A 26,695-nucleotide genomic window follows, 5' to 3' on the forward strand; every position below is an offset into this window, starting at 1 on the left:
AGTATTACTGACGATGAAAACTGAATTAAAAACTTTATTACCTCAGCTGCGACGTTTTGCGTTTTCGCTGACCGGTTCAGTTCAGGACGCCGACGATCTGGTGCAAAACACCGTAGAGCGGTTGCTGAATAACCCGCCAGAACCCCATGTGACCTTATTGCATTGGTGTTTCCGGGTATGTCGCAATGTCTGGATAGATGAATACCGCAGCCGCAAAGTACGGCAAGCCGGGGCCAATGAACCAGAGCTGCAGGAAGCCAGTACAGATGGTGAAGCCACTATGCTGGCACAAATTCAGTTAACGCAGGTGCAAAAAGCCATAAGCCTGTTACCTGAAGAACAAAAAGAAGTGCTGAGTCTGGTTGCTGTGCAAGGCTGCAGTTATGCTGAAGCCGCACAGATACTGGCCTTACCGGCAGGGACCATTATGAGTCGTCTTGCCAGAGCACGCAGTGCTTTAGTGCAAAGCGTTCTGATTGCAGAGGGGAGTTACACTTTATGAAGATCACAGATGAACTGTTATCTGCATTTCTTGATGCAGAATTACCTGAAGCTCAGATGCAGCATATTCGTTTGTTGCTGCAACAGGACGAGCAATTATCTGAACGTCTGGCGGCTTTGGCTGAAGTGGATGTATTGCTCAAACAGCAGGCAAGTCTGATAGACCAGACTCCGGTACCTGATCAGCTGCTGGCGCTGCTGGACGAACCTGAACAAGGTTCAGTGATCCGGTTTCCCTTGTGGCGTCGGTTGGCACAGCCACGGCAGTGGCACAGTGCAGCTGCAGCTTGTATGGCTTTTGCTGCTGGTTATGCCTTAGTGCTGTGGCAACAGCAGGACCCATGGACTGAGATCAGCCTGGCGCTGGAGACTCAGCCTGCAGGAGTCAGTTATCAGTTAACAGCGGACAGCAGTCTGACACCCCATTTGACCTTTATGGACAAACAAAGCCGCTACTGCCGACAGTATCAGGTTAGCAGCACTACTGAACTCAGTCAGCAACTGGCCTGCCGTTCTGCAGATGGCTGGCAGTTGGAGGCTATGATCAAGACTGCAGCTACAGAGAGTCCGTTGTACCAGACTGCCAGCGGCGCTGTGGTGCTGGATCCGATGATTGACCAGATGATTTCAGGCCAGGTGTTAAGCCTTTCAGGTGAAGAACTGCTGATCAAGCAAGGTTGGTCAACAAAGCACAAAGGAGAATAACCATGAAGCTACTTTTTGCTGTTTTACTATTAACTCTGACCGCATGCAGCAGCACGCCTGATTATCGCAGCGCATCGGCTGCTGGTTATGGCTACAGCGATACTGAACTTGGCCCTAACTATCACAGAGTGCAATTTAAGCTCAGGGGTAAAAACAAAGTGAAGGCGATGGATTATGCCCTGCAAAGAGCGGCCGAACTAACCTTGAGTCAGGGTTACGACTGGTTTGACTTGGTAGCAAAAGAAACTTTGGTTGATCGGAGAAATTATACAGTGAGCGCCAGACACCACACTGTCACTCATCAACAGAAATCCTGTGGTTTATTGAGTTGCACCAGCTACCAGCAGACGGAATTAGCGCCAGAGCCAGAAACAGCGGTGGACTTCACTGAGGTGCGCATCGATATTCGGTTGGGGAAAGGAGTTAGCCCACAAGGGGACAGCGTATTTCAGGCTGCTGAAGTAGTGCAAAGGTTAAAGCAACAGCATTGAGCTGTGGTCATCTATAGAAAGATCGTGCTGGTCAAGGTCAGAAGTTGCTTAGTGACACAGGCACTTCTGACCCCTCTAGATCTTCAAGCCGAGTAAAGGTCGCAGGCTTTTTTCCAGCTGTTCTCTGGATAACTGGTCGGTAATAAACACCAGTTTGCTTTGCCTGTCGTCATTGGGCCAATGTGTCAGCACAGCTGTTGGGTGCAATAGCTGCTGTACCCCATGGATCACTATAGGGCCGGGAAATCCTTCCACGTTTAAAATTGCTTTTACACGCAGTAACTGATGGCCCATCTCTGGTAATAAGGCGTCCAGCCAGAGTTGGATAGCAAACAAAGTTACAGGGCGGGTTATCTGATAGCAGTAGGTGTTGATCGTATCCTGGTGTGCGCTTATTTCATTGCCAGTTGAAGCTGGAGATGATGTCACCGGGCTGGAGTTCAAAGGTTCAAACTGCGCGGAACCAAAATTCAGCCAGTTGGTCAATGGTGTGACAGATTGAACAGGTTCTACATGATCCAACTCCAGTAAAGCAGAAAGAGCTGTGACGCCCTGATCAGAGATTTGCACAGGGGCAGTTGGGTTGAGTTGGCGAATGTGCTGCTGCACCTGGGTTAGAGTGTCCTCATCAGCCAGGTCCTGTTTGGTTAACAGGATCAAATCGGCTACCGCAACCTGACGTTTAGCTTCCCGGTACTGACTTAAGGTATGCAGCGCATTCACTGCATCTACTGTAGTCACAGTGCCCTGCAATTTGTATTGCTGAAAAATTTTCTGATTGGAAATCAGCGTACTGAGTATAGGGCTTGGGTCTGCCAGACCCGTAGTTTCGATAATAACCCGGTCAAAACTTTTGATGCCGTTGCGGCTGAAGCGCCAACTAATGTCAGTCAGGGTTTTCACCAGATCGCCTCGTGTCGTGCAGCAAATGCAGCCATTGGACAGTTCAACAATTTGCTCTTCAGTGCTGCGGCTGACTAACAGGTGATCCAGGCTGGTTTCGCCAAATTCATTGATAATCACCAGGGCTTTACTGAAGGCTGGATCTTTTATCCACTGGTTCAATAAGGTTGTTTTGCCGCTGCCTAAAAAGCCGGTCAACAGATAAAGCGGAATACGCTGTGAGCTTATGGTCATGTTGTATGATCCTTTTGGCAAGATGCACATATGCCATGAAATTCAACAGGCTGTTGATGTAACTTAAAACCTGTGGCTGCTATTTTGCGTTTTTGTTGTTGCAGTGGATTTGAGCTGGCCGAAAACATCACGGCCTGGCAAATTTCACAGATCAGGCACTGACCAGGTTCCGTCAGGCCACTGGGCAAAGCGACAAATTTATTGACCGATACCAGCTTCACGATCAACTGCTTTGCCAGTAAAAAATCCAGACAGCGATATACCAGCATAGGGTGGATGATCCGGCCTATTTGTGGGCGCAACAGGTCGATAATTTCATAAGCAGACAAAGCACGTTGTTGCTGTTGCATCAACTTAAACACGGCCTTGCGGTTGCCGCTGAGCTTCAGCTCTGTTGGTGCTTGCTCTGGTGTGGCTGTCTGCATAGGTTAGTTCAGCGATAGCTGGTGGTCAGCCGGCGTCAAAGTGGCTGCAGACTGACCCTTTTGTGTGATCCAACTGCTCTGGATCTGCTGCAGGTCCGGGAACAGACTAAACAAGTTCACTCTTACCGTGACGGGCTCTGTAACCGATGTACAGCTGAACTGATAACTGCTTTCTATATCGGAATGACCTGTATGCTTGTGGTCATGGTAATGTGAATCTTTGTGTTCGGCCTCTGCATGCTGTTGCAGTTCGGCCAAATTCGATTGATGGTGCTTCAGGTGACAGTCTGCCCCTGCAATGCTAAACAACTTATCAGGTTCAGCCAGCAGCGTTTTGGCTTTTTTGACGGCATCAAGTTCAGCCTGTGTTTCTGGCTGATGCTCAAAACCCAGAATATCTGAAGCTGTGGCATAAAAGCTGATCTGTAAATCTGTCGCCAGTTGAAACAGCTCAAGCCGGGCTACTCCATGTTGGTGGGCTCTGGTGTCAGGCTGTTCTGCCAGAGTGCAGACACTAAGCAGGGTGCAACAGCTGGCAAAAATATAAGATAAGCGCATAGACATTCTCCGGATATTGATTATTCGCCTACTGGATCCAGGCTCAGCAGCAAGCGGGGTTGATCGGTATGAGGGGAACGATGCCAGATGGCTCCGTCTTTATTGCCGTTCCAGCCAGAGCCTTTAAGTAACGCAACCTCACCGGTTAGGATCTGCTGATAAGGTTGTTGGCTTTGTGCTGTGGTTCCGGCATGCCACTCTGTGGCAGGACCTGAATAAGTGACCAGTAAACGTGCTGCTACATGGTCGGTATGAAAACGGGGGCACATGGCTTTTTCCAGTCGTTTTAGCCGGACTCCTACTGCAGAGCAATCCATCAGGCAGGTCAAGATTTGACTTAGCAGTTCCAGATCGGCGATAAACTCGGCTTTCCCTTCTGCGTCCGGCAAGCGATTCTGTAGCAATCTTGTCAGCTCTTCAGGTTCAGCGACCAGTTGCAGATCAACAAATTTGCTAAGAGCACCAGCATAAGTCCGGGTGCGCTGGCTGAGTTCGCGTTGCCAAATCACCAGATTAACATCAGGCTGAAACAGCTCAGTCAGTATGTCGCTGGAACTGCTTTGCAGCTGTCTCATCTGCGGCAGAAGTTGAAAGGCCGCCAGCATCAGGCAAATTCCGCCTGAAATGGACTGGTGATAGCTTTCCATTCGTTGATCGACAGCGCCAGTTCTTGTTCGGTCAGCAGGCATTGTTCTAATTGTTTCAGCATCTGTACCTGATCCAACTGCTGGCCAATAAACACCAGTTCTTGCCGGCAATCGCCAAAAGGCCCGACAAAGCTGCTTTGAATGCTGTGTACTGCTTCAGCGTCATCCGGCCATTCCTCTTGTGGCACTGCATGCCAGAACAAACCTGCCATACCATAACGGGCTATACCGCCAGCCTGATGCCATTGCCATGCATAGTCAGGTTCACTGGCCAGCCAGAAATAACCTTTGGATCTCAAAAGTTTACCCTGAGGCCATTCCTGATGCAGGAAGTCATAAAAACGTTCTGGATGAAAAGGGACACGGGCCTGAAAAGCAAAACTGCTGATGCCATATTCTTCTGATTCGCTCTGATGTTCGCCCCGTAACTCTTTTAGCCAGCCTGGTGCTTGCTGGGCTTTTTCAAAATCAAATAAGCCTGTTCCGAGCACTTTGTCGATATCAATTTTTCCCTGACAGGCCTGATGGATTTGCGCTGTACTATTAAGTTTGCGCAGTATGGCTTTGAGTTCCTGCAAATCGTGCTCACTGACCAAATCTGCTTTGCTGATCACTAACAGATCACAAAACTCCACTTGTTCGATCAGAAGATCCGCCACACTGCGTTCGTCTTCTTCACCCAGACTTTCGCCTTTCTCCTGCAACGAACTGGCTTCGCGATAGTCTTTTAAAAAGTTCACTGCATCCACCACTGTCACCATGGTATCGAGCCGGGCTATATCGGATAAACTCTGGCCCTCTTCATCGGCAAAAGTAAAGGTTTCAGCTATAGGCAGGGGCTCTGAAATGCCTGTTGATTCAATGACTAAATAATCAAAACGGCCTTCGTGGGCTAAGCGACCCACTTCCAGTAATAAGTCTTCACGCAAGGTACAGCAAATGCAGCCGTTGCTCATTTCCACCAGTTTTTCTTCAGCACGGTTCAGACTGACTTCGTTTTTCACTGTGGCGGCATCAATATTTAACTCGCTCATATCATTGACGATCACCGCCACTTTGCGGCCAGCTCTGTTATTGAGAATTTGATTCAGTAGAGTGGTTTTGCCTGCGCCTAAAAAGCCGGAGAGCACAGTGACGGGTAATCTTTTATCTACAGAGTTATTCATAGTTAATTCACCAATGCAGCAGGAATATGGGTATTCAGCAGGCGTCTGTTCAACAGATGCGCTGCAATCAGAATAAATCCACCTAAAACCGCCAGCACAGGCTCTGCAGATTCAGGCACAAAAAGAGAGATCAGCAACAAGCTAAAACCCAGACCACCAATCAGTAAAGGCTTCATATTGCGATGCTTCACCCATGACAGCGGCAGGCTCCAGGCCAGGATCAGACTGATAGGCGCCAGCAATAAATAATGCACCCATTCAGATTCAAACCAGACGCCAATCAGACCTACACCACCCAGCGCCAACAACACAGGCGTAAACAAACAATGCAGGATACAAAGCCCTGATAAACACACTCCTAACAAATCTTTCATGGTTTTTTGCCTTATTTGATGTAACAGGGACTTGCCAACTTACAGTGATTTCGTGATATGTTATATTATCACAATTCGTGAAAGCAACTGAAACTGATTTTGTTTTTTGGGGAAGTGCATGGGTAGAAAAACTTTATTGGCCAGTCTGATCGCCGCTAGTCTGAGTGGTCAGGTATGGGCTCAATCAGTGCAGGGTACTGTAGTGGATGAGCAAGGGCAGCCTGTAGCTGAAGCCTGGGTCACAGTAGTTGGGCAGAATAAAAAGGTGAAAACTGACGCTGCTGGCCGCTTTGAATTTCAGGCGTTGCAAGGTCATCACACTGAATTACATATTGAAGCAAACAGTTTTGCGCACCGGAATTTTCAGCTGGAGTTACCAGCACAGGGCATGCAATTTGCGTTAAGCCCTACAGCGCTTGAAATTATTGATGTCAAAGCCAGTCCATTTCATGCTTCCAGTACAGAATCTGCTTTGCCTGTCAGTGTGCTGGCTGGTGAGCGACTGAAAATGAATCAACAGTCTACGTTGGGCGATACGCTGAAAAACGAAGTTGGGGTGCACAGTAACTTTTATGGCTCTGTGGCCAGTAGCCCTATTATTCGTGGTTTAGATGGCCCACGGGTTTTGATCACGCAAAATGGTTTGGATGCTGGTGATGCCTCTCGCGTTGGGCCTGATCATAGCGTGTCGGCTGAAGCCAGCACCGCCAGTCAGATTGAAGTATTACGTGGCCCGGCCACTTTGTTTTACGGCAGTGGCGCTATTGGTGGTGTGGTCAACGTGGTGGATAACAGAATTCCCACTGAGCAAGTCACTAAAGGCGAGTGGATGCTTCAGCGTGAGTCGGTGAATAACGAAAAACTGGCTTCAGGTTCTGCTCAGACTTTTATTGGCCAAACCGGTTTATATGCCGACGTATTCTGGCGTGATAACGATGATTACAGCATTCCGGGTGAAGCAGAAGTGCATCACGACGACGAAGATCATGATCACGAAGCAGGCGCTTCAGGCAAAGTCGCCAATACAGCTGCAACAGCCAAAGGTTTTAGCTTAGGCAGCAGTTACCTGCTGGAGAATGGTTTTGTCGGTGTCTCTTTTGGTCAGTTAAAACGTGAATACGGTATTCCTGGTCATAGCCATGGTGGTCATGCACACGAAGGCGAAGAACATGCCGAAGAGTCTGTGTATGCCGATCTGAAACAAGACAGAGTGCAGTTTTTAAGTGAACTGGATCTGGATTTGCCCTGGCTGCAGAAGCTGAACAGCCGCATTGCTTACACAGACTATCAACATATGGAAATTGAAGAGGGTTTAGTAGGCACCACTTTCAAAAACCGGAGCGAAGAAGCCCGTTTTGAATTGCTGCATCCGGTCATTGCCGATTGGCGTGGTGGGGTCAGCCTGCACTATAAACACAGCGATTTTTCTGCAGTTGGAGCTGAAGCTTTTACCCCACCATCCAGTACTGAAATGCTGGCAGTGGCCCTGATGGAAGAACGGCATTTTGGTTCTGTGTTATTGCAACTGGGTGCCCGTACTGAGCAGGTGACTATCAATGCAGCTGATGTATTGTTACCACCATTGGCGGCACATTCGCACGACGACGATGCGCATGATCACGGCCATGATCACGATCATGGTCATGCCGCAGAATTTATCCGGGTCTTTGATGTAGAGCATAAGTTTAAGCCCTACAGCTTGTCCGCCGGTGCTGTCTGGGATTTTACTGAAGGTTACAACTTAGGTGTGTCAGTGTCCCGTTCAGAACGCGCCCCTTCAGCTTCTGAGTTATTGTCATTCGGCCCTCATATTGGCACCGCTTCTTATGAAATAGGTGCTTTATTCAGCCTCAATGACGACCCGCACGCAGAACAAGCCATAGTGCTGAATCGTCAGCTAATCGAAATGGAAGTAGCGAATAACCTGGACCTGACCTTCCGTAAAATCAGCGGTGATATTGGTCTGGTATTGAATGCCTTCTACAACAAAGTAGATAACTACTACTACCAGCAAAACACTGGCTTATTCGCTGAAGACGGCCATAACCATGATCATGGCGACGAAGAAGGGCATGACCACAGTGCTGAGTTGCCGGTTTACCTTTTTGTCGCAGAAGATGTGATTTTGCATGGTTTTGAATCACAGCTGGTATGGCAAATTGCTCAGCCTTATCGCTTCACAGTTCAGGCCGATTATATCCGTGCCCGACTGGACAGAGGGGGAGATTTACCCCGCACTCCACCACTGCGTTTATCCAGTGAACTGGCCTATGAAGGCGATCAAATCTCCGCCGATCTGCGCCTGACCCGTTATTTCAAGCAAGACAGAGTTTCAGAGCTGGAAAGTGCAACTGCGGGCTACAACCTGCTGGATGCCTCAGTCAGTTACCACTTCAGTGGTGCCTTACAAGACATAGTGCTTTACGTCAAAGGCGAAAACCTGACGGACGAAGAAGCCCGTGTTCACACCTCTTTTTTGAAAGACAAAACCCCCTTGCCTGGCCGTTCTTTGGGTTTAGGTATTCGTGGTCAATTTTAAGTTTTTATCGCGGCTGAACTGTTCCTGGTGTGCCTGCTGAGTCGCGATCTTTTTATTTTTTTATGGAGTTTGTATGTTGAAATCAAAACTAAATGTGCTGGCGTTACTGATCAGTGCTTCATTACTGGCCGCCTGTGGTGACAGTACTACCAACATAGTCGAAAAGGATCCTATTCCTATTGAAGACGATCATGATCACGACCACGAAACCGGTGCTGGTCGTCTGGTTATTTCTGATAAAGACAGCACTATGCTCAGGGTTTACAACCTTGAAGATGGCGACTTGTTGGGCCAATTCAGCTCAATCAGCAAAGCTTCTGCTTTGTATGCTTCAGCCAGTCAGCGTTTTGCCATGGTAGTGCAACGTGATACGGATAAAGTGGAGTTTATCGACGGTGGTTTGTATCAGGAAGATCATGGCGATCACCTGCACCCTTATGAAGAAGATCCACGCTTGATGAGCCTGCAGTTAAGCGAAAGCCGTCCTACTCATGTCACTACAACAGACAAGCAAATTGCCATCTTTTTTGACGGTAACGTGGCTACTTCCAGTGTGGCAAAAGTAGCAGTGCTGAATGATGATCAAATTAATACAGGCCGCAACGACTATCCGGTTTTAACTTACAGCACTCATATGCACGGCGCAGCTCAGGCCCGGGGTGAGATGTTAGTTTCAACTATCCGTGATGCCGCAACAGCCAGTACTTTGCCGGATCAGGTGGGTATTTATCATGTGCATGGGGATCACTTCCATCTGGAGCAGGAATTTGACCTGCGTTGCCCTGGCTTACATGGCAGTGCACAAAACAAAGATTACGTCAGCTTTGGTTGTACTGATGGCGTGATGCTGTTAAAGCAGGACGGTGAACGTTTCATTGCCAGCAAAGTGGCTCATACCACTGATTTCACGGGCACTATGCGTATTGGCACGCTGGAAGGTGCTGAAGACGCCCGGCATTTTATCGGCTTTGCCGGCGCCACTGTGTTTTCAGTCAACCCTGAAGCAGGCAGCCTGAGCAAAGTGGATTGGCAGGCCGCTACAGGGGCCAGCATCATAGGTTATGGCTTTGCTGATCACGGCGAAAAGTTTGTGCTGCTGGACTCCACTGGCGCTCTGAGTATTCTTAATTACAATGCAGAGGCTACAACTGGTGCAGCTTTTGAACTGGCAGACAAAGTTCAGGTCACCAGCGCTGATTTAACTACTATGCCAACAGGCAGTCAGTTACAGCTGGCTATATCTGCAGCAGACGACAAGGTTTATGTGGCGGATCCACTGAGCAAAACCGTTAGCACTATTGATCTGGAAGAAGCTGAAGTGACTGAGAAACAAGAGCTTGGTTTTGTGCCACATAAACTGGTGTGGCTGGGTATTCCGGCAGGGCATAAAGAGCATTAATCTTTAGCTTTATTCAAGCTCAATAGCAAAGGCAGTCGGTGATGACTGCCTTTTTTGATCTAACAGAGTAAGCTGCTAAAACACTTGCCGTAATCACTTTAGTTCAAAGGTTTCGCCTGCCTAAAGATTTAAAATTTGCCCAAAGCTAAGCCCATGCAGGCTTAAAAACCTTATTGCAAATAAATAAACAAATCTAAGCGGCATACAGCGATACTGGGAATTTAGGCAGGATAAGGATCAACTGGCGCTGAGTTAATAACAGAAACATAGATAAAATGGTGGCCCCACCTGGACTTGAACCAGGGACCTGCCGATTATGAGTCGGATGCTCTAACCAACTGAGCTATAGGGCCATTTAAAAAAGGCTTTAAGTAAACAAGTCCAAAGGCTGAACTCTTTAAAGCGCAGGCAGTATAAGAAGTTTTTCTGCTGTTGTCACCGCTTCGTGACATGCTCTTTGTACTGATTGCTTGTTTTTTATCCGCTTCTCTATCAATCCCCTGCGCTAAACAGGATATTGACAGGGAAGATGCAAGTCTAAGCGGCGTTTTCCCCGATAATAATGTCCTGCTACTTACTGTTTCTGCTGTGACAGAACCGTGATTCATAATCAGATTTTTTAGCAGGATCTTTCCAGGCTGGATATGCCGCAAGGCAATGGCTGAACCGGAATACGCCCATTCAGCGCTGGATTAGTGAAGCGCTATACTAAAGAACCTGGCTGGCAATAGTGCTGCTGTTGCCAGCTATTTTCCTAGACAGGAGAAAAATCATGGATATTAAGACGTTTTCTCATTTTTCCTATAAAAGCCTAAAAATGCTGTTTATCTTTCTGCTTCTTCTGTATGCGTTGTATTCACCCTGGCTTTATAGCAGTGCAGATCCTCAGCGCTATTACCTGTTTGCATTTGCATTGCTGATGCTTGCTTTGCTGTTTGAATTACATCTGGCCAACTTGCGTTTTGCTGAGTTTATTCGACAGCCTCTACGCTGGAAATCGCCAACAGGTTTTTTGTATCTGTCCGCTTTCTTATGTTTTGGCTGGGGCTTATGGGGGCTTGGTTGAGCTCTGGTCAAAGGATTGATATAGGTACGACAGCTGGAGCAAATTTAGCAGGTAAACCGGAATAATCTGGAAATACAACATGCTCTTCTGGTTTGAAGCTGCGGATAGGCTATAAATCTTTAAGCATGCTGACTCTGGTAGATCAAAAATAAGAAGGCACCTTGCGGTGCCTTCTTATTGATACGTCGTAAATGCAGAAGCACATTTTCGACGCGAAACAAATCTACTCGTCGAGGAAGCTTTTTAATACTTCTGAACGGGAAGGGTGGCGCAGTTTACGCAGCGCTTTGGCTTCGATTTGACGGATACGTTCCCGTGTTACGTCAAACTGTTTGCCCACTTCTTCAAGGGTATGATCGGTATTCATATCGATACCAAAACGCATACGCAGTACTTTTGCTTCACGGGCTGTTAAACCGGCCAACACTTCGTTGGTGGCGGCTTTTAAGCTTTCCATGGTGGCTGAGTCCAGCGGCGATTCTGAAGTGCTGTCTTCGATAAAATCACCTAAATGCGAATCTTCATCGTCACCTATTGGTGTTTCCATGGAGATTGGCTCTTTGGCTATTTTCAGCACTTTACGGATCTTGTCTTCCGGCATGCCCATACGTTCGGACAATTCTTCCGGAGACGGCTCACGACCCATTTCCTGCAACATCTGACGTGAAATACGGTTCAGTTTGTTGATGGTTTCAATCATATGCACAGGGATCCGGATAGTACGGGCCTGGTCAGCGATTGAACGGGTAATGGCCTGACGGATCCACCATGTAGCATAAGTTGAAAACTTATAACCACGACGGTATTCGAACTTGTCGACAGCTTTCATCAAGCCGATGTTACCTTCCTGAATCAAATCAAGGAATTGTAAGCCACGGTTGGTGTACTTTTTCGCTATAGAAATAACCAGACGTAAGTTCGCCTCAACCATTTCTTTTTTCGCACGACGGGCCTTGGCTTCACCAATCGACATGCGACGGTTGATATCTTTAATTTTAAAGATCGAAAGGCCGGTCTCTTCTTCAATTTTTTTCAGCTTCTCAACGCTGCGGAACAAATCGTCACGCATCTCACCCAGCTTGGCTGAATAAGGTTTGCCTGCAGCAATTTCGGCGTCGATCCATGCCGTTGAGTTTTCGTTGCCGCTGAAAGACTTCATAAAGTTTTTCTTTGGCATTTTTGCGTACTCAACGCAGTTCTTCATCACAATACGTTCCTGGACGCGCACGCGGTCCATCATTTCACGCATGTTTTTGACCAGACGGTCGAACTGTTTTGGCACTAAACGGAAGCAACGGAAAACTTCGCTGAGTTTTTCAATTTCTTCTTTGGTGGTCGGATGCTCACGGCCATTTTTGACGATCGAGGCACGGGTTACTTCGTACTGAGTACGGAGTTCACCAAACTTCTCGCGGGCCATTTCCGGATCCGGGCCAGTGTCTGCTTCTTCGTCCGAGTCTTCAGACTCTTCATCGTCACTTGTGATATCAGCGTCTTCATCGGCCAGTTCTTCTTCCGGCACATCAGAACCGATATGAGTGGCCGTTGGGGCCATATCATCCACTTCGTTTGGATCGATAAAAGCGGTGACAATGTCACTTAAGCGAATTTCTTCGGCTTCGAATTTATCCCACTGTTCTAACAGGTAGGTGATGGCTTCAGGGTATTCAGCCACAGAGGTCTGAACCTGATTTATACCATCTTCAATCCGCTTGGCGATGTCGATTTCGCCTTCACGGGTTAACAGCTCTACAGTGCCCATTTCGCGCATATACATGCGGACCGGATCTGTAGTGCGACCTAACTCTTTATCCACACTGACTAAAGCCTGAGCGGCTTCTTCTGCGGCGTCTTCATCCGGCGCAGCGTCAGACATGATCAGGTCATCGGCATCTGGTGCTGTTTCAAACACCTGAATACCCATGTCATTGATCATACGGATAATGTCTTCGATCTGATCGGAGTCAATAATATCTTGTGGAAGATGATCATTAACTTCAGCAAAGGTCAAATAACCTTGCTCTTTACCCTTTAAGATCAGGAGTTTTAGTTGCGACTGAGGATTATGCTCCATAGAGGCTGTTCTTCCACCCAAATAGTTAGTTCAAAAATGCGAATTAGCGATTATAACAAAGCGCGGCTTTTCTAGCCACCGCGCAATGACGGCTTACTCACGGTTATTTGCTTTTAAAAGCTTTTAACAGCAACACAAATTCGTGTTTCTCCGCCGTGGTCAGTTGCTGCAATGTATCTTTGCGTTGCAATTCTTCCAGACGTTGGCCCAGATACTGATCTTCAATAGACCTGAATGTATCCAGAAATTCTTTGGTTAACTGCTCTTCGGCAACCTGATGGTCCCATAAAGCCAGTTTTACCAGTATGTTGTATTCGGGCGTATCGCGCCAATGCTCCAGCAATTGAGCTGTGGTCAGTTCAGGCTGAGCTAATAAAGTGTCCTGTATGGTCAGCAATAACTGAATACCAGGTAAATTCGCTTGCGCCAGTTCAGGAGCCAGTGGCATCACTTTGGCGAGCGCAGGGTATTGTAATAACAATGCTATAGCCCGTCGCATCGGCGTAATTTTTGTGCTCACAGGAGCTTTGCTTTGCACCTTAGTCTGGTGTCTTGCCGCCGTATTTTGCTGCGACGATTTACCAACCAAAGATCCTAATGTTTCAAACAAGGCATCGCGGTAAAACTCACTTGGAATTTGTTTAATCAGCTCATTACCTTTAACCCATAAGGCGGATTTTCCGGCATCGCTGTTTAAATCTAACTCTTTGGCCAGATGGTCAAATAAATACTGACCTAAAGGCATGGCCTGTTCCAGACGGTTTAAAAAGGCTTCTTTGCCTTCTTTTTGCACCAGCGAATCCGGGTCTTCGCCGTCCGGTAAAAATACAAAATTCAGTTCAACGCCATCTTTTAAATGCGGTAAGGCACTCTGTAAGGCACGCCATGCGGCGTCGCGGCCAGCTCTGTCGCCGTCATAACAGCAAGTCACAGTACTGGTCAGACGAAATAACGTATGCATGTGATCTGGGGTCGTGGCGGTGCCTAAACAAGCCACTGCAAAAGATATTCCTTGCTCGGCCAGACCAACCACATCCATATAACCTTCAACAATCAGCACACGATTCAGTCGATCCTGGCTTTGTCTGGCTTCATATAGGCCATAAAGTTCACGGCCTTTATGGAAAAGCCGGGTCTCAGGTGAGTTTAGATACTTAGGCGTACCTTCACCTATCACCCTGCCGCCAAAACCTATCACTCTGCCGCGTTTATCCCGGATCGGAAACATCAGCCGGTCGCGGAAAAAGTCGTATTCACGGCCCTGTTCATTACGACTAATCAGCTTAATTTCGAATAGCTGATCGCGCGCTGAACGTGAAGCGCCTAACTGCTTTAAGACAAAATCCCAGCTGTCAGGTGCGTAGCCTATGCCGTATTTTGTTGCTGTGGCCTCTGAAATACCACGTTTCTGTAAATAAGCTGCAGCATGAAGCTGTTGTTTCAGCTGTTGCTGATACAAATCTGCCGCTTTTTGCATCTGGCTGTAGTCGTCGGCCTGAGCCTGCGGATACTGCTTACCACTGCCTTGTTCGCGTGGTATCTCTAAATGATGCTGTTTAGCCAGTTCTTCAATGGCTTCTACAAATTCAAGCTGTTCGTACGCCATCATAAAACTAATGGCATTGCCGTGAGCGCCACAACCAAAGCAATGATAAAACTGTTTGTCGCTACTTACGGTAAAGGAAGGGGATTTTTCGTTATGGAAAGGGCAACAAGCCTGGTAATTCTTACCGGCCTTTTTTAACGGAACTCTGTGATCGATCAGTTCCACTATATCTGTACGAGCTAATAAGTCGTCGATAAAGTGTCTGGGGATTTGTCCTGCCACCTTTTTCCTTTTTACTTGTATTCAGAAAAAGACAAGCCGTGCTAAGGGCACGGCGTGCAGTAGTTCAGCTAGAAGCTTAACTCAAACGAGCTTTAATAACCTGACTTAAAACGGCCATATCAGTACGGCCTTGAACCTGTGGCTTTAAGTGGGCCATAACTTTCGCCATGTCCTGCATTCCAGAGGCTGCAACAGCAGTAATAGCGTGTTGCACTAAATCATCCAGCTCAGCCTGAGATAAGGCTTGTGGCAAAAACTGTTCTACGATTACGATTTCTGCTAATTCAATATCAGCTAAATCTTGCCGACCTGCTGCACTGTACTGACTGGCAGATTCTTTACGCTGTTTTACCATTTTGGTAAGCACAGGAAGAATATTGGTGTCATCAGGCACCATCTGCAAGTCAATTTGACGTTGTTTGATTTCAGCTAAAGCTAAACGAATAGTGCCGAGACGCAATTTGTCTTTGGCACGCATTGCGTCTTTTTGGGCTTCTTGCAGCTGTTCTAACAATGCCATAGGTCAGGCAATAATCTTAGTAAAGCTTGATGCGACGAGCGTTTTCGCGAGAAAGCTTTTTCATGTGACGCTTAACAGCGGCAGCTTTCTTACGCTTACGAACCCAAGTTGGCTTCTCGAAAAACTCTTTAGAGCGTACATCAGCTAATACGCCAGCTTTTTCACAAGAGCGCTTGAAACGACGTAAAGCTACGTCAAATGGTTCGTTTTCTTTTACTTTAACAACAGGCATTAAATTCTCACCTCGGTCAACTCTGGTTAGTGTCTAACCAATACGATTAAAAATGGTGCGGCATTTTACTCAAAAGCCAGCCCCAATGTAAAGCAATAAGTGTTGTACTGGTGATGATGCTCAGATCTCAGTACAATTCGCCGCGTAGCATATAGGTAAGGGGAGTAAAATGCGAGTACTTGGCATAGAAACATCTTGTGATGAAACAGGCATCGCTGTGTACGATGAAGAGCGGGGTCTGTTAAGTCATGTGTTATACAGCCAGATCCCTTTGCATGCAGATTATGGTGGCGTAGTGCCTGAGCTGGCCTCGCGTGATCATATCCGTAAAACCTTGCCGCTTATACAACAAGCGTTAAAGGAAGCGGGTTGCAAGGCGTCCGACATAGACGGCGTTGCTTATACAGCAGGCCCAGGTTTAGCAGGCGCTTTGTTAGTAGGGGCTTCGATAGGCCGCAGTTTAGCTTTTGCCTGGGGCAAACCAGCTTTGGCTGTACATCATATGGAAGGCCATTTATTGGCGCCTATGCTGGAAGAGAATCCACCGGAGTTTCCTTTTATTGCGTTATTGGTGTCAGGCGGTCATACCCAGTTAGTACGGGTGGATGGTATAGGCCAGTATCAGTTATTGGGTGAATCTGTCGATGATGCTGCAGGCGAATCTTTTGATAAAACAGCCAAATTAATGGGGCTGGAGTATCCGGGCGGGCCTTTGCTTGCGAAATTAGCCACACAAGGCCAGGCCGATAAATATGCCTTTCCACGCCCTATGACAGACAGGCCTGGTTTGAATTTCAGTTTCAGCGGCCTCAAAACTGCGGCTGCGAATGTGATTGCAGCTGAAGGCAAAAGCCCTGAAGTGCAGGCAAATATCGCAGCGTCATTCCAGCAGGCTGTGGTCGATACTTTGGTTTTAAAGTGTCGTCGTGCTTTAAAAGAGCAGCGCTTAAAACGTTTAGTGGTGGCAGGTGGCGTCAGCGCCAATACCTCATTACGTGAACAGCTGGAAGTGTTACTGAAAAGCTTAAAAGGCGAAGTCTATTATCCACGCAAAGAATTTTGCACCGACAACGGCGCCATGATTGCTTTTGCAGGATTTCAGCGTTTAAGAGCAGGGCAGCAGCAGGATTTAACTATAGGCGTTACACCACGTTGGCCTATGGAACAACTGCCTGCCTTGTAATTAATTGGGGTCTTTAATTATTCCTGGTCGGGATCCTGAGGTTTGGTTTTGCGGTTTTTATGCCAAACCTTAGTTTCCTGATTGTTCCAGAGCCGGATGATATTGTCTTTGTGACGGATAATAATCAGCAGGCTCAGCATAGACACAGGAATGGTATACAAAGGTTTGATAAACCAGGTGAAAATAGGCGCCAGGGCCACAGTGACAATAGCGGCCAGTGACGAATAACCTGTAGCCCCTATCAGCATCATCCAGGTAGAAATCAGTAAACCTGCTAAATCCAGACCTATAGGCATCATACTGCCAAAAGCTGTGGCTACTGCTTTACCGCCTTTAAAACCAAAAAACACCGGGAATATATGACCTAAGCAGGCACAGACCGCAATCATGCCCAGGTAAAAAGCTTCGACACCTAAAAAATAAGAACCCCAGACCGGAATAGTGCCTTTGAGCACATCAAAGGCCAGAACCATAGATGCCGGAACTGCGCCGCCTAAACGTAATACGTTGGTGGCGCCCGGATTACATGAACCATGAGTGCGTGGATCGGGCAGCCTGAATAGTTGACTGACCAGAATGGCAGACGAGATTGAGCCGCTTAGATAAGCGAGCAGCATCAAAATCGCTATGGTCACTGTCATGGATTAAGGTTCCTCAGTCCGGCAAAGTAGGCTAAAATCGGCCTCTGTCTACAAGGCGTTCAGAATATAGGCTTTTTTAATCTTTGCCTATCCGACCAGCCTACCTGAAACAAGTCTTTAACAAAAGCGGAAATCTATGACGGATATAGTTTTTATCAGGCAATTTAAAGTCCAGACGGTGATAGGTGTATATGAGTGGGAAAAAGCCATACAGCAGACACTGGAATTTGATTTAGAGCTGGCAACAGATATCCGCCAGGCCGCTGCCACAGACGATTTGCAATACACTCTCGATTACAGCGCCGTTTGTACTGCCATAGCAGAGCTTTGTCAGCAACCGCACGAACTGATTGAAACTGTGGCAGAAAAAGTGGCAGCTATGGTGCTGGAAAAATTTCCAACTAAAGCCGTGAAAGTGACTATCGCCAAGCCAGCAGCGGTGCCGGCGGCTGCTAGTGTCGGCGTATCTATATCGCGTGGAAACTGGTAATGGCACTGATTTATATCAGTATTGGCAGCAACATAGAGCGGGAGCTGCATATCAGCGCCGCCTATCTGGAACTATCTGCTTTGTTTGGTAAAATTCGCTGCTCTGCTGTGTATGAAAGTGAAGCTGTGGGTTTTGACGGCGATGCTTTTTATAATCTGGTGGCACAAGCCAACACCGATTTATCTGTGGCTGAATGTATCGCCGCTTTTAAAGCCATAGAGCAAAAATATGGCCGGCCAGCTAAGTCACCTAAATTTTGTGGCAAACGACTGGACCTGGATTTGCTGACTTACGATCAACTGGTGTGCAAGGCGCCCGTTGAATTGCCGCGCGATGAAATTACTAAAAACGCTTTTGTATTATTGCCATTATCTGAACTGGCACCGGAGCAAACTCATCCGCTGACAGGCCAAAGCTATCAGCAGATGTGGCAAAACTACCAAGTGCCACAAAAGCTGTGGCAAGTGGCATTCAACTGGCCGGATGCTGCTCCTGCCACTGGTGTTTAGCTGCGCTAATAGCCTCAAGTCGCGCTTTGGCGACTTCCAGTTTAATGGCTTCACCTTTTAAACCCAACGCCACTATGGCTTTCACATCAATAGCTTTCGCCGCTGTTGCTAACTGCTTTAAGTAGTCAGCTTGTGGGTAAGGGTTCTGTTCAAAGCCGGTACGACCGCGTAAATCGGCTATCGCGCACTGCAGCAATAAATCCAGACGTTCAGGTTTTCGCCATAAATCGATGTCATCAAATAACTTTTGTACTGTGGCAGGGCGAAGTTCAAAAGCTTTGTGCAGCAACTGATGGTACTCACAAGCCAATAACGCCAAATCACGGCAGTCGTTGGGCACCCGAATACGGCTGCAAAGCTCATGTACCAGAGGCAAACCTGTATGTTCATGCCCATGATGTTTAGGCCATAAAGCCGGGTCTGTGATGCCTTTACCCACATCATGGCAAAGTGCAGCAAAACGCACGTCCAGCCGGTCAGACAATAAAGCCGCTTGTTTCAGCACCAGCATACAATGGATGCCGGAGTCTATTTCAGGATGCCACTTTTCTGGATTTGGCACTCCCCACAGCTGATCCAGTTCTGGCATCAATACTTTTAACGCGCCGCAGCTGTGCAATAACTCAAAATAAGCCTGAGGGTCTTGTTCTGTTAAAGCCCGGGCGGTTTCCTGCCATACCCGCTCTGCGGTTAAATGTTCCAGCTCTCCACTGGCACTTAGTTGTTGCATCAAAGCTAAAGTTTCAGCAGCTACCCTAAAACCTAAATGAAAATAGCGGGCGTAAAAACGCGCCACGCGTAATACCCGTAGCGGGTCTTCACTAAAAGCGGGGGAGACATGGCGCAGGATTTTGGCTTTGATATCGGCCACACCGCCATAAGGGTCGTGTAATTCACCTGACTCATCTTTGGCGATGGCATTAATGGTTAAATCACGGCGCTGTAAATCCTGCTCTAAGGTGACATCCTCTGCAAAATAACAGGCAAAACCTGTGTAGCCCTGGCCTTGCTTACGTTCGATGCGGGCCAAAGCATATTCTTGTTTGGTTTTGGGATGTAAAAATACCGGGAAGTCTTTGCCCACAGCCTGATAGCCCAAAGCCAGCAATTGCTCCGGTGTAGCGCCTGTTACCAGCCAGTCCTGATCTAATGCCGGGTAACCCAGCAACTCGTCGCGAACAGCTCCGCCTACAAGATAAATTTTCAATGTATTCCTGCTCCAGCTACAAGATAAGTTTTCAATGCTTTCCTGCTCCCTCTTTTTTTGCCATTATAACGCCTTGCTTACAATTGTCGCCCTAACTCAGCAGCGGGAACTTTATGTACACCGGATTTTTCGGTTTAACCAGTCAGCCTTTTTCTATAGCGCCGAACCCTGACTTTCTATTTTTAAGTCCTCGTCACGCTGAAGCTTTAGCGCATTTGCGTTATGGCTTAGGTGAGGCCGGTGGTTTTGTGCTACTGACCGGCGAAGTGGGTACTGGCAAAACTACAGTATCACGTTGTTTATTGCAGGAACTGACAGATAAAACTGAAGTGGCTTTTATCTTAAACCCGACCTTAAACGAACTGGAACTGCTGGCCGCTATTTGTGATCAGCTAAAAATCCGCTACAAAAAGTCCGACGCCAGCTTAAAAATGCTGACCGACAAAATTACCAACCGTCTGACCAAAAACCATCAGGCAGGTAAAAACACCATTTTGATTATTGACGAAGCTCAGCATTTACAACCCGCTGTGCTCGAACAGCTGCGCTTGTTAACCAATTTAGAAACCAATACCAAAAAGCTGTTGCAGGTGATTTTAATAGGTCAGCCAGAGCTACAGCAGTTATTGCAGCGTCAGGATTTACGTCAGTTGGCCCAGCGGATCACGGCCCGTTATCACTTAATGCCTTTGACTGAACAGGAAGTGCAGCAATACATCAGTTACCGTTTGCAGGTGGCTGGTTGCAGTCGGCCTGTGTTTACCGCTTCTGCGGTGAAAAAATTATTTTTATTATCTGGTGGTATTCCGCGCCTACTCAATTTAATCTGCGACCGCGCTATGTTAGGGGGTTATAGTCAGCAAAAGGCATTAATTGATGCTGGCCTGATCAGTCAGGCTGCTTCAGAAGTGCTGGCGATTAAACCTCAACCAGTGAAAGCGGCCTGGCCTGTTTGGTTATGGCCTTTGTTAACTCTGGTGGCGTTAGGGGCTGGTGCAGGGCTGTCTGCATTATTGTGGTAAAAGACAGAGCAGGGGACCCGTCATGTCGTTATTAATGGATGCGTTAAAGCAACAACAGCAAGTTCCGGTGGCAGCAGAACAGACTGCATCAGGCCATGGCTGGCGTATTGTTGCTTTAATTTTATTAGTGGTTTTAGGTTTAGTTTTGGGCTTTTTTGTTGGGCAGTATCAATTCAACAAAAAAGAGCCAGCGGCCCTTGTTGAATCTGTGGCTGCTCCTGTGGTTCAGGCAGCACCTGTTATTGCTAACGCGGCAGATATTGCGATGGAATTGCAACTGGCGGCAGATTTGTTAAAACCAGCAGAGGCAGTGCAACTGAAGGAAGTCCCACAAGCAGAACCTCAATTAGTGGTTTCTGCCAGACGAGGCGAGAGAGTGTTGGGACGTTCCACAGACGAAGACTTTGTTGATTTTGAACAAATGCAGGAAGCAGATCTGCACGATGACTTAACCCCTGTGGATGAGCTTTTACCTGCAGCAGAGCTGGAACAATCAGAGGTGTCGGCAGAGCTGCGTGGAAAATTTGAATCAGCTTTGGCAGCTGCTGATGGCTCGCAGCTACGTCAACAACAAATTAATTACCACGATGCTCCGGCACAGGATATTAATCAGTTGGATGATCTGTTGCAGCGCCAGTTACCTTCCCTGCGTTTTGAAGCTCATGTCTACGCAACTGATGCTAAACAGCGCTGGATTAAAGTGAATGGCAAAGACTTGCAACAAGGTCAGTGGGTAACGGCAGATATTCAGGTCAAAGAGATATTGCCACAGTATGTGGTGCTGCAATTTAACCAGACTCAGTTTAGTGTTGCAGCTTTAGCAGACTGGAGTTACAGGTAAAGTTTTTTACCTTACTCCAGCACTGACTGGCGGAAAAAGCGAATGATATCAATGCCAAAATCTTCCGGCATAACAGCACCTTCAATCTCAATATCTGTTTTGCTGCTGGCCAGATCGACAATAGACACTTCGATATAACGCTTGAATTTACAGTTATAAAACACTTTAAGTACGGGGCGTAACGGGTCCTGCTCATTGGCTTTGAGTACTATGGCCAGCTTCTGATTGCTCAGTTTGACCAGGGTTCCAACCGGATGTATGCCTATGGCTTTAATAAACTGAGCCACAAGCGCTGGATCAAAACTTTGTGGTGATTCACGTTTTAAAATTTTCAGCGCCGAAATACCGGTTTGGCCTTCTTTGTAGCAACGTTGTGCGGTAATGGCGTCGTATGTGTCGACTATCGAAATCATCCGGCCATATAAAGAAATTTGCTGATCAGCTAAACCATAGGGATAACCTTTGCCATCCAGCCGTTCATGATGCACTGCAGCCACATCAATACTGATGGGGCTTAAGCCTGGTATTTTCTGCAGAATTTCTTTGCTGTACACCACATGGCGGCGCATTTCGCCAAATTCTTCTGCAGTCAGTTTACCGGGTTTATTCAGTATGCTGTCCGGCACCAGAATTTTGCCTATATCGTGCAATAAAGCACCTGTGGCCAGTTGCTGGATCAGCTCTTCATCAAACTTCATTTGTTTGGCAAAAATGGTCATCAGAATAGAGACATTGACCGAGTGTTCCAGCAGATAAGCATCTTTTTCCCGAATACGGCTGATACAGAGCAAAGCATCCTGATTACGAAATACCGAGTCGATAAAACCTGTAGCGCAGTCCTGAAAGGGCTGCAGGTTTAACTCACGCCCAGCCTGAATATCGGCAAAAGCTTTTTTCTGTAAACCTTTGGCTTGCTGATACAAGGTATTGGCTTGCCCAAGCTCTTGCTCAAAACTGACTTTTTCGCGTGTTTTTCCGCTTGCAGTTGCCACAGGCTCTGCTGGCGGTGCAACTTCAACTTTGGCTTGTCCCAGAGTTTTACTCAGGTCGACGACCAGTTCCAGCACACCTTTTTTCTTCAGTTGCTCAATCACAGCCTCAGTTCTGGCCCAGCCCTGAGTCTTAATTTCTACGTTGCCTTTTTGCTTATGCACAGATACCACATACATGCCGGGCTGTAATTCGGCAATGCTAAGAACTTTAAGCTGAGCTGGAGCTGTCATAGGCGGACTCTGAATAAATTTCCGTGATCCGGAAATCTATTGATAAGTGAAAATACGATAAAAATGATAGCTCATTATGCAGTGAAAAAAAAGCCCGCAACATCGCGGGCCCTTATTTAATTAGCTTTTGCTTAAGTTTTAACCCAGGTTATCAGTCATCGTCATCAAAGATGCATTACCACCTGCTGCAGTGGTATTGATAGTGACGGTTTTTTCTGTCACTAAACGGTGCAACAACTGGTGATCAGCGGGGCTGGTCACCAAAGCTGTAATGGCACCATCACGGGCAGCTATCCACTGTCCTGACAAGGCTTTTAACGGGTTAGTGCCTTCAATCACAGCTGTTGCCACTACAGGATGTGCTAACAGTGCCTTTAAGCTCTGTAACTTCACCCAGTGGAACAAGTTCGCTGGTAAACCGGCTTGCAATAACAATTTACGGCAGGTATCCATTTCGGCCTGCTGAGCTTCACCTGCTGTGCTGACCACCGCATTCCCTGACACCAGAGCAGTAATCAAAGCCAGCATCCAGTGCTGGAAGCTGCTGTGTTCGCTGCGAATAAGCGCTACTACACCTTTGGCTTCCAGATGCAACTGATTCGATTCACCTGTAGGTCCTGGCAAGGTGATAGGTTGAGCCAGATCTTTTTCCAGCAAATGCAGCTGTTCACGGGCTGCGGTGATCACGTCGTTTAAGTCGTGTTCTTGCTCTGATACCAGTTTGTTACCTGCCAGCTGAGCGATAAAACGACGTAACACAGAACCCCGATTTGTCACATTTTGATTCAGCCACGGCACCTGAGCGACAACCATTTGCTGCAGTTGGGTATTGAGCTGTGCGTCAAAACCGCTGGCCGCTTCTAACTGCTGTTGCACAGTTGCATCTAAAGCCGGAGCCTGCAATTCATGTTCTTTCACCAGACGGCTTAAGTAGAAAGGGCCACCAGCTTTAGGGCCAGTACCTGATAAACCACGACCACCAAAAGGCTGCACACCCACTACGGCACCAATCATATTGCGGTTGACGTAGATATTACCTGCTTTGATTTCGCTGGCGACTTTCATAGTCGTTTGTGCAATACGGCTATGGATACCCATAGTCAGGCCATAACCAGTAGCATTGATTTGCTGTATCACTTTATCCAGCTCTTCGGCTTTAAAGCGGATAATATGCACCACAGGGCCAAAAACTTCGCGCTCCAGCAGATTCAGGCTGCTGATTTCATACAAACGTGGCGCAAAGAAATAATGATCGCCAGCAGCTGGCGCATCACAGACATAATGCAAAGTGGCTTTGCCTTCCAGATACTGCACATGCTGGTTTAAGCGCTCTAATGCTTTGGTATCAATCACAGGACCTAAATCAGTGCTTAACCAGGCCGGATCGCCTACATGCAGCTCTTTCATGGCGCCTTTGATCATAGTGATGATCTTATCGGCCACATCTTCCTGCAGGAACAGCACACGAAGGGCAGAACAACGTTGACCAGCACTTTGGAAACCAGAAGAGATCACATCATCAACTACTTGCTCAGGCAGGGCGGTAGAATCCACAATCATACAGTTCTGGCCACCGGTTTCGGCAATTAGTGGCACTGGCTCGCCACCACGTTCGGCCAGTTTACGGGCAATCCAGGCACCAGTTTCAGTAGAACCTGTGAACATCACGGCCTGAATACGGGTGTCAGGCACTATATGCTCACCGACCTGACGGCCAGGCGCTATGACCAACTGCACCACATATTCAGGGAAACCAACAGCTTTCATCAGTTCTACAGTACGCACTGCAATTAAGCTGGTTTGTTCGGCAGGCTTAGCTACTACTGTATTACCAGCCACTAAGGCTGCGCTGACCTGACCTAAGAAAATAGCTAATGGGAAGTTCCACGGGCTGATACAAAGCACGACACCACGAGCCTCTGCAGATTGCAGGTTCTTTGTGGCTTCAGCAGCATAATAACGGCAGAAATCCACAGCTTCACGTACTTCAGCCATGCTGTCGCCTACGGTTTTCCCCGCTTCTTTAATACATAAAGCCAGCAATTCATCGCGATGTAGTTCCAACTGATCGGCCAGCTTAAGCAGAAGTGCAGCTCGTTCAGTCACAGCAGTGGCTGACCAGGCCGGAAAAGCGGCTTCAGCTAAAGCAACGATTTGCTGCATTTGCTCTGGCGTGCTGTGATAGTGGAAACCTATCACTTCTTTGGTATTGGCCGGGTTGGTCACTGCAGCAGCGCCTGCCGGTACTTCAATCTGGCTGACAGAAGCAAGCCATGTGTCCATAGCTGCACGCATAGCCGTCATCTGATCGATATCAGTAAAGTCTTGCCCTTTAGAGTTCAGGCGGGCAGCACCGTACAGCTGGTCAGGTAACGGAATAGAGTTATTACGTTTTTTGCTCCAGGCACGCACTGTTTCTACCGGATCTTTGAGCAAAGACTCAACCGGAATATTTTCATCAACAATGTTGTTTACAAAAGAGCTGTTGGCACCGTTTTCTAATAAACGACGCACTAAATAAGCCAGCAGGTCTGAGTGTTCACCGACCGGGGCGTAAATACGGCAAGGTACTTTGTCATCAGCTACAACCTGATCATAAAGCGCATCACCCATACCGTGTAAACGCTGGAACTCATAACCAGAACGGTCCGGCGCCATTTCTAAAATAGTGGCGACAGTGTAAGCATTGTGAGTAGCAAACATAGGGTACATACTGTCGCGGTATTCCAGCATCTTTTTAGCACAAGCCTGATAAGACACATCGGTAGAGGGTTTACGGCTAAACACCGGGAAGTCACTTAAACCTTCGGCCTGGCTGACTTTTACTTCAGTATCCCAGTAAGCGCCTTTGACCAGACGTACCATCATTTTACGGCCAACTTTCACCGTCAGCTCACGCAGCCATTCAATCACAAACAAGCCACGTTTAGAGTAGGCCTGTACTGCTAAACCAAAACCTTCCCAGCCGTCTAATTCAGGATCGGAAAACACAGCTTCAATCAGATCCAAAGACAGATCTAAACGATCGGCCTCTTCAGCATCCACAGTAAAACTGATGTCGTAGGCTTTGGCGGCCAACGCCAGTTGTTTTAAACGAGGTACTAATTCGTTGATCACTCTGTCGCGATGAGTAAATTCGTAACGTGGGTGAATGGCCGATAATTTTACAGAGATGCCAGGGCTTTTTAACGGACCACGTTTTTTCGCTGCAGTGCCTATGACTTTAATCGCCATCATGTAGCTGTCGAAATAACGGTTGGCGTCGTCCATAGTGCGGGCGCCTTCACCCAGCATATCGTAAGAATAAGTAAAACCTTTGCTTTCCAGCTCTACTGCACGTTCTACGGCTTTTTCAATACTGGTCCCCATCACAAACTGGGTGCCCATAATTTGCATGGCGTAACGCACGGCCTGACGGATCACTGGCTCGCCCATACGGCCACAAGTACGTTTTAATAAACCAAACTGAGCTTTTTTCTGGTCATCGCTGTAATTCACCAGCTTGCCGGTCAGCAATAAACCCCAGGCAGAGATGTTTACAAACAAAGATTCGCTGTTGCCCAAGTGCGAGCTCCAGTCACCGTTGGATAACTTGTCGCGAATAAGCAGGTCGGCTGTGTGCTTATCTGGCACACGTAATAAGGCTTCGGCTAAACACATCAGCACTAAACCTTCTTCGGTCGACAAAGAAAACTCGTTCAGCAGCGCATCTACACCGCCTTTACCGACCTGAGCTTCACGGATATTTACCACCAACTGACGGGCTTTTTCCCAGGCACGGCTGCGCGCTGCAGGGCCAATATCCGCAATAGGTAATAAGTTGTTGAGTACCTGATCTTCATCAGCACGGTAGTGGTCGCGCATGGTTTGACGAATAGCATGACTGGTGGTCAATTGGCCTTGGAATAACATAGGGT

25 protein-coding genes and 1 tRNA gene are annotated in these 26,695 nt (G+C 47.5%); 11 read left to right on the forward strand and 15 right to left on the reverse strand.

Translation table 11 applies throughout. The features are described 5' to 3' along the window. The first annotated feature begins 13 nt into the window (after positions 1–13). Genes J2W69_RS05010 through J2W69_RS05020 form a run of 3 tightly spaced genes read left to right on the forward strand, consistent with a single transcriptional unit; the run spans position 14 to position 1,697 of the window. Positions 14–502, forward strand: coding sequence for an RNA polymerase sigma factor (locus J2W69_RS05010; RefSeq protein ID WP_310275195.1), 489 nt, complete (start codon positions 14–16; stop codon positions 500–502). Beyond that, positions 499–1,206: a hypothetical protein gene (locus J2W69_RS05015; RefSeq protein WP_310275197.1), complete on the forward strand. Its 708-nt coding sequence runs from the start codon at positions 499–501 to the stop codon at positions 1,204–1,206. The genes J2W69_RS05010 and J2W69_RS05015 overlap by 4 nt, the downstream gene beginning before the upstream one ends. 2 nt (positions 1,207–1,208) lie before the next feature. Continuing rightward, positions 1,209–1,697 carry a CC0125/CC1285 family lipoprotein gene (locus J2W69_RS05020; protein ID WP_310275199.1) on the forward strand — a complete coding sequence of 163 codons (489 nt, stop codon included), beginning with the start codon at positions 1,209–1,211 and terminating at the stop codon, positions 1,695–1,697. Between the two features lie 75 nt (positions 1,698–1,772). Here J2W69_RS05020 and J2W69_RS05025 read toward each other — a convergent pair whose 3' ends face one another. The 6 genes from J2W69_RS05025 to J2W69_RS05050 are packed head-to-tail and all read right to left on the reverse strand — an operon-like array spanning position 1,773 to position 6,004. After that, positions 1,773–2,834: a CobW family GTP-binding protein gene (locus J2W69_RS05025; protein WP_310275201.1), complete on the reverse strand. Its 1,062-nt coding sequence runs from the start codon at positions 2,832–2,834 to the stop codon at positions 1,773–1,775. Then, positions 2,831–3,259, reverse strand: a complete 429-nt coding sequence (locus tag J2W69_RS05030; RefSeq protein ID WP_310275203.1) for a Fur family transcriptional regulator — start codon at positions 3,257–3,259, stop codon at positions 2,831–2,833. Before J2W69_RS05030 ends, J2W69_RS05025 begins: the two co-directional genes overlap by 4 nt. Positions 3,260–3,262: 3 nt before the next feature. Then, complete coding sequence (locus J2W69_RS05035; RefSeq protein ID WP_310275205.1) at positions 3,263–3,817, reverse strand: ZrgA family zinc uptake protein; 555 nt, start codon at positions 3,815–3,817, stop codon at positions 3,263–3,265. A gap of 20 nt (positions 3,818–3,837) precedes the next feature. After that, positions 3,838–4,422, reverse strand: coding sequence for a DUF1826 domain-containing protein (locus tag J2W69_RS05040; protein WP_310275207.1), 585 nt, complete (start codon positions 4,420–4,422; stop codon positions 3,838–3,840). Continuing rightward, positions 4,422–5,630 (reverse strand): zinc metallochaperone GTPase ZigA, encoded by a 1,209-nt coding sequence (gene zigA, locus J2W69_RS05045; RefSeq protein ID WP_310275209.1) that lies wholly within the window; start codon positions 5,628–5,630, stop codon positions 4,422–4,424. The genes J2W69_RS05040 and zigA overlap by 1 nt, the downstream gene beginning before the upstream one ends. A gap of 2 nt (positions 5,631–5,632) precedes the next feature. Beyond that, entirely contained in the window at positions 5,633–6,004 is a 372-nt protein-coding gene (locus tag J2W69_RS05050) for a MerC domain-containing protein (protein WP_310275212.1), read from the reverse strand. 118 nt (positions 6,005–6,122) lie between these two features. On the opposite strand from J2W69_RS05050, the gene J2W69_RS05055 reads away from it, so the two are divergent. After that, positions 6,123–8,543, forward strand: a complete 2,421-nt coding sequence (locus tag J2W69_RS05055) for a TonB-dependent receptor (RefSeq protein WP_310275215.1) — start codon at positions 6,123–6,125, stop codon at positions 8,541–8,543. A 73-nt stretch (positions 8,544–8,616) separates the two neighbouring features. Further along, the gene (locus J2W69_RS05060; protein ID WP_310275217.1) at positions 8,617–9,942 is read left to right on the forward strand and encodes a 5-methyltetrahydrofolate--homocysteine methyltransferase; all 1,326 of its coding nucleotides are present in this window, start codon (positions 8,617–8,619) and stop codon (positions 9,940–9,942) included. 276 nt (positions 9,943–10,218) lie between these two features. On the opposite strand, the gene J2W69_RS05065 is transcribed toward J2W69_RS05060, so the two are convergent. After that, positions 10,219–10,295: transfer RNA gene (locus tag J2W69_RS05065), tRNA-Ile, on the reverse strand. Between the two features lie 377 nt (positions 10,296–10,672). Between J2W69_RS05065 and J2W69_RS05070 the strand changes: the two genes are divergently transcribed. Continuing rightward, the gene (locus J2W69_RS05070; RefSeq protein ID WP_310275219.1) at positions 10,673–11,008 is read left to right on the forward strand and encodes a hypothetical protein; all 336 of its coding nucleotides are present in this window, start codon (positions 10,673–10,675) and stop codon (positions 11,006–11,008) included. A 223-nt stretch (positions 11,009–11,231) separates the two neighbouring features. Here the strand turns inward: J2W69_RS05070 and rpoD are convergent, their stop codons facing one another. The 4 genes from rpoD to rpsU all read right to left on the reverse strand — a co-directional run bounded on the left by rpoD (position 11,232) and on the right by rpsU (position 15,662). Next, positions 11,232–13,082, reverse strand: a complete 1,851-nt coding sequence (gene rpoD, locus J2W69_RS05075) for an RNA polymerase sigma factor RpoD (protein WP_310275220.1) — start codon at positions 13,080–13,082, stop codon at positions 11,232–11,234. 103 nt (positions 13,083–13,185) lie between these two features. Next, the gene (dnaG, locus tag J2W69_RS05080; RefSeq protein ID WP_310275222.1) at positions 13,186–14,910 is read right to left on the reverse strand and encodes a DNA primase; all 1,725 of its coding nucleotides are present in this window, start codon (positions 14,908–14,910) and stop codon (positions 13,186–13,188) included. Between the two features lie 76 nt (positions 14,911–14,986). Beyond that, on the reverse strand, positions 14,987–15,430 hold the full coding sequence (locus J2W69_RS05085) for a GatB/YqeY domain-containing protein (RefSeq protein WP_008899775.1): 444 nt from the start codon (positions 15,428–15,430) through the stop codon (positions 14,987–14,989). Between the two features lie 16 nt (positions 15,431–15,446). Continuing rightward, the gene (gene rpsU, locus J2W69_RS05090) at positions 15,447–15,662 is read right to left on the reverse strand and encodes a 30S ribosomal protein S21 (RefSeq protein WP_008899776.1); all 216 of its coding nucleotides are present in this window, start codon (positions 15,660–15,662) and stop codon (positions 15,447–15,449) included. Between the two features lie 169 nt (positions 15,663–15,831). Here rpsU and tsaD point away from each other — a divergent pair, with 169 nt between their 5' ends. Next, positions 15,832–16,845, forward strand: a complete 1,014-nt coding sequence (gene tsaD, locus J2W69_RS05095) for a tRNA (adenosine(37)-N6)-threonylcarbamoyltransferase complex transferase subunit TsaD (RefSeq protein ID WP_310275227.1) — start codon at positions 15,832–15,834, stop codon at positions 16,843–16,845. A gap of 17 nt (positions 16,846–16,862) precedes the next feature. Here the strand turns inward: tsaD and plsY are convergent, their stop codons facing one another. Beyond that, positions 16,863–17,486, reverse strand: a complete 624-nt coding sequence (plsY, locus tag J2W69_RS05100) for a glycerol-3-phosphate 1-O-acyltransferase PlsY (protein WP_310275229.1) — start codon at positions 17,484–17,486, stop codon at positions 16,863–16,865. Between the two features lie 136 nt (positions 17,487–17,622). On the opposite strand from plsY, the gene folB reads away from it, so the two are divergent. Continuing rightward, positions 17,623–17,976 (forward strand): dihydroneopterin aldolase, encoded by a 354-nt coding sequence (gene folB / locus J2W69_RS05105; RefSeq protein WP_310275231.1) that lies wholly within the window; start codon positions 17,623–17,625, stop codon positions 17,974–17,976. Further along, positions 17,976–18,485: a 2-amino-4-hydroxy-6-hydroxymethyldihydropteridine diphosphokinase gene (gene folK, locus J2W69_RS05110; RefSeq protein WP_310275233.1), complete on the forward strand. Its 510-nt coding sequence runs from the start codon at positions 17,976–17,978 to the stop codon at positions 18,483–18,485. Before folB ends, folK begins: the two co-directional genes overlap by 1 nt. On the opposite strand, the gene J2W69_RS05115 is transcribed toward folK, so the two are convergent. Then, positions 18,448–19,692, reverse strand: coding sequence for a multifunctional CCA addition/repair protein (locus tag J2W69_RS05115; RefSeq protein WP_310275235.1), 1,245 nt, complete (start codon positions 19,690–19,692; stop codon positions 18,448–18,450). The two genes, folK and J2W69_RS05115, sit on opposite strands and share 38 nt — an antisense overlap. A 113-nt stretch (positions 19,693–19,805) precedes the next feature. On the opposite strand from J2W69_RS05115, the gene J2W69_RS05120 reads away from it, so the two are divergent. Both J2W69_RS05120 and J2W69_RS05125 read left to right on the forward strand, forming a co-directional pair. Beyond that, positions 19,806–20,714: an ExeA family protein gene (locus tag J2W69_RS05120; RefSeq protein WP_008899782.1), complete on the forward strand. Its 909-nt coding sequence runs from the start codon at positions 19,806–19,808 to the stop codon at positions 20,712–20,714. 22 nt (positions 20,715–20,736) lie between these two features. Continuing rightward, the gene (locus J2W69_RS05125) at positions 20,737–21,555 is read left to right on the forward strand and encodes a general secretion pathway protein GspB (protein WP_310275237.1); all 819 of its coding nucleotides are present in this window, start codon (positions 20,737–20,739) and stop codon (positions 21,553–21,555) included. Between the two features lie 11 nt (positions 21,556–21,566). Here J2W69_RS05125 and J2W69_RS05130 read toward each other — a convergent pair whose 3' ends face one another. After that, on the reverse strand, positions 21,567–22,778 hold the full coding sequence (locus tag J2W69_RS05130; RefSeq protein WP_310275239.1) for a cyclic di-GMP phosphodiesterase: 1,212 nt from the start codon (positions 22,776–22,778) through the stop codon (positions 21,567–21,569). A gap of 138 nt (positions 22,779–22,916) precedes the next feature. Further along, complete coding sequence (putA, locus tag J2W69_RS05135; protein ID WP_310275242.1) at positions 22,917–26,690, reverse strand: bifunctional proline dehydrogenase/L-glutamate gamma-semialdehyde dehydrogenase PutA; 3,774 nt, start codon at positions 26,688–26,690, stop codon at positions 22,917–22,919. Positions 26,691–26,695 lie beyond the last annotated feature (5 nt).

Source organism: Rheinheimera soli, assembly GCF_031457405.1.
Lineage (GTDB): Bacteria > Pseudomonadota > Gammaproteobacteria > Enterobacterales > Alteromonadaceae > Pararheinheimera > Pararheinheimera soli_A.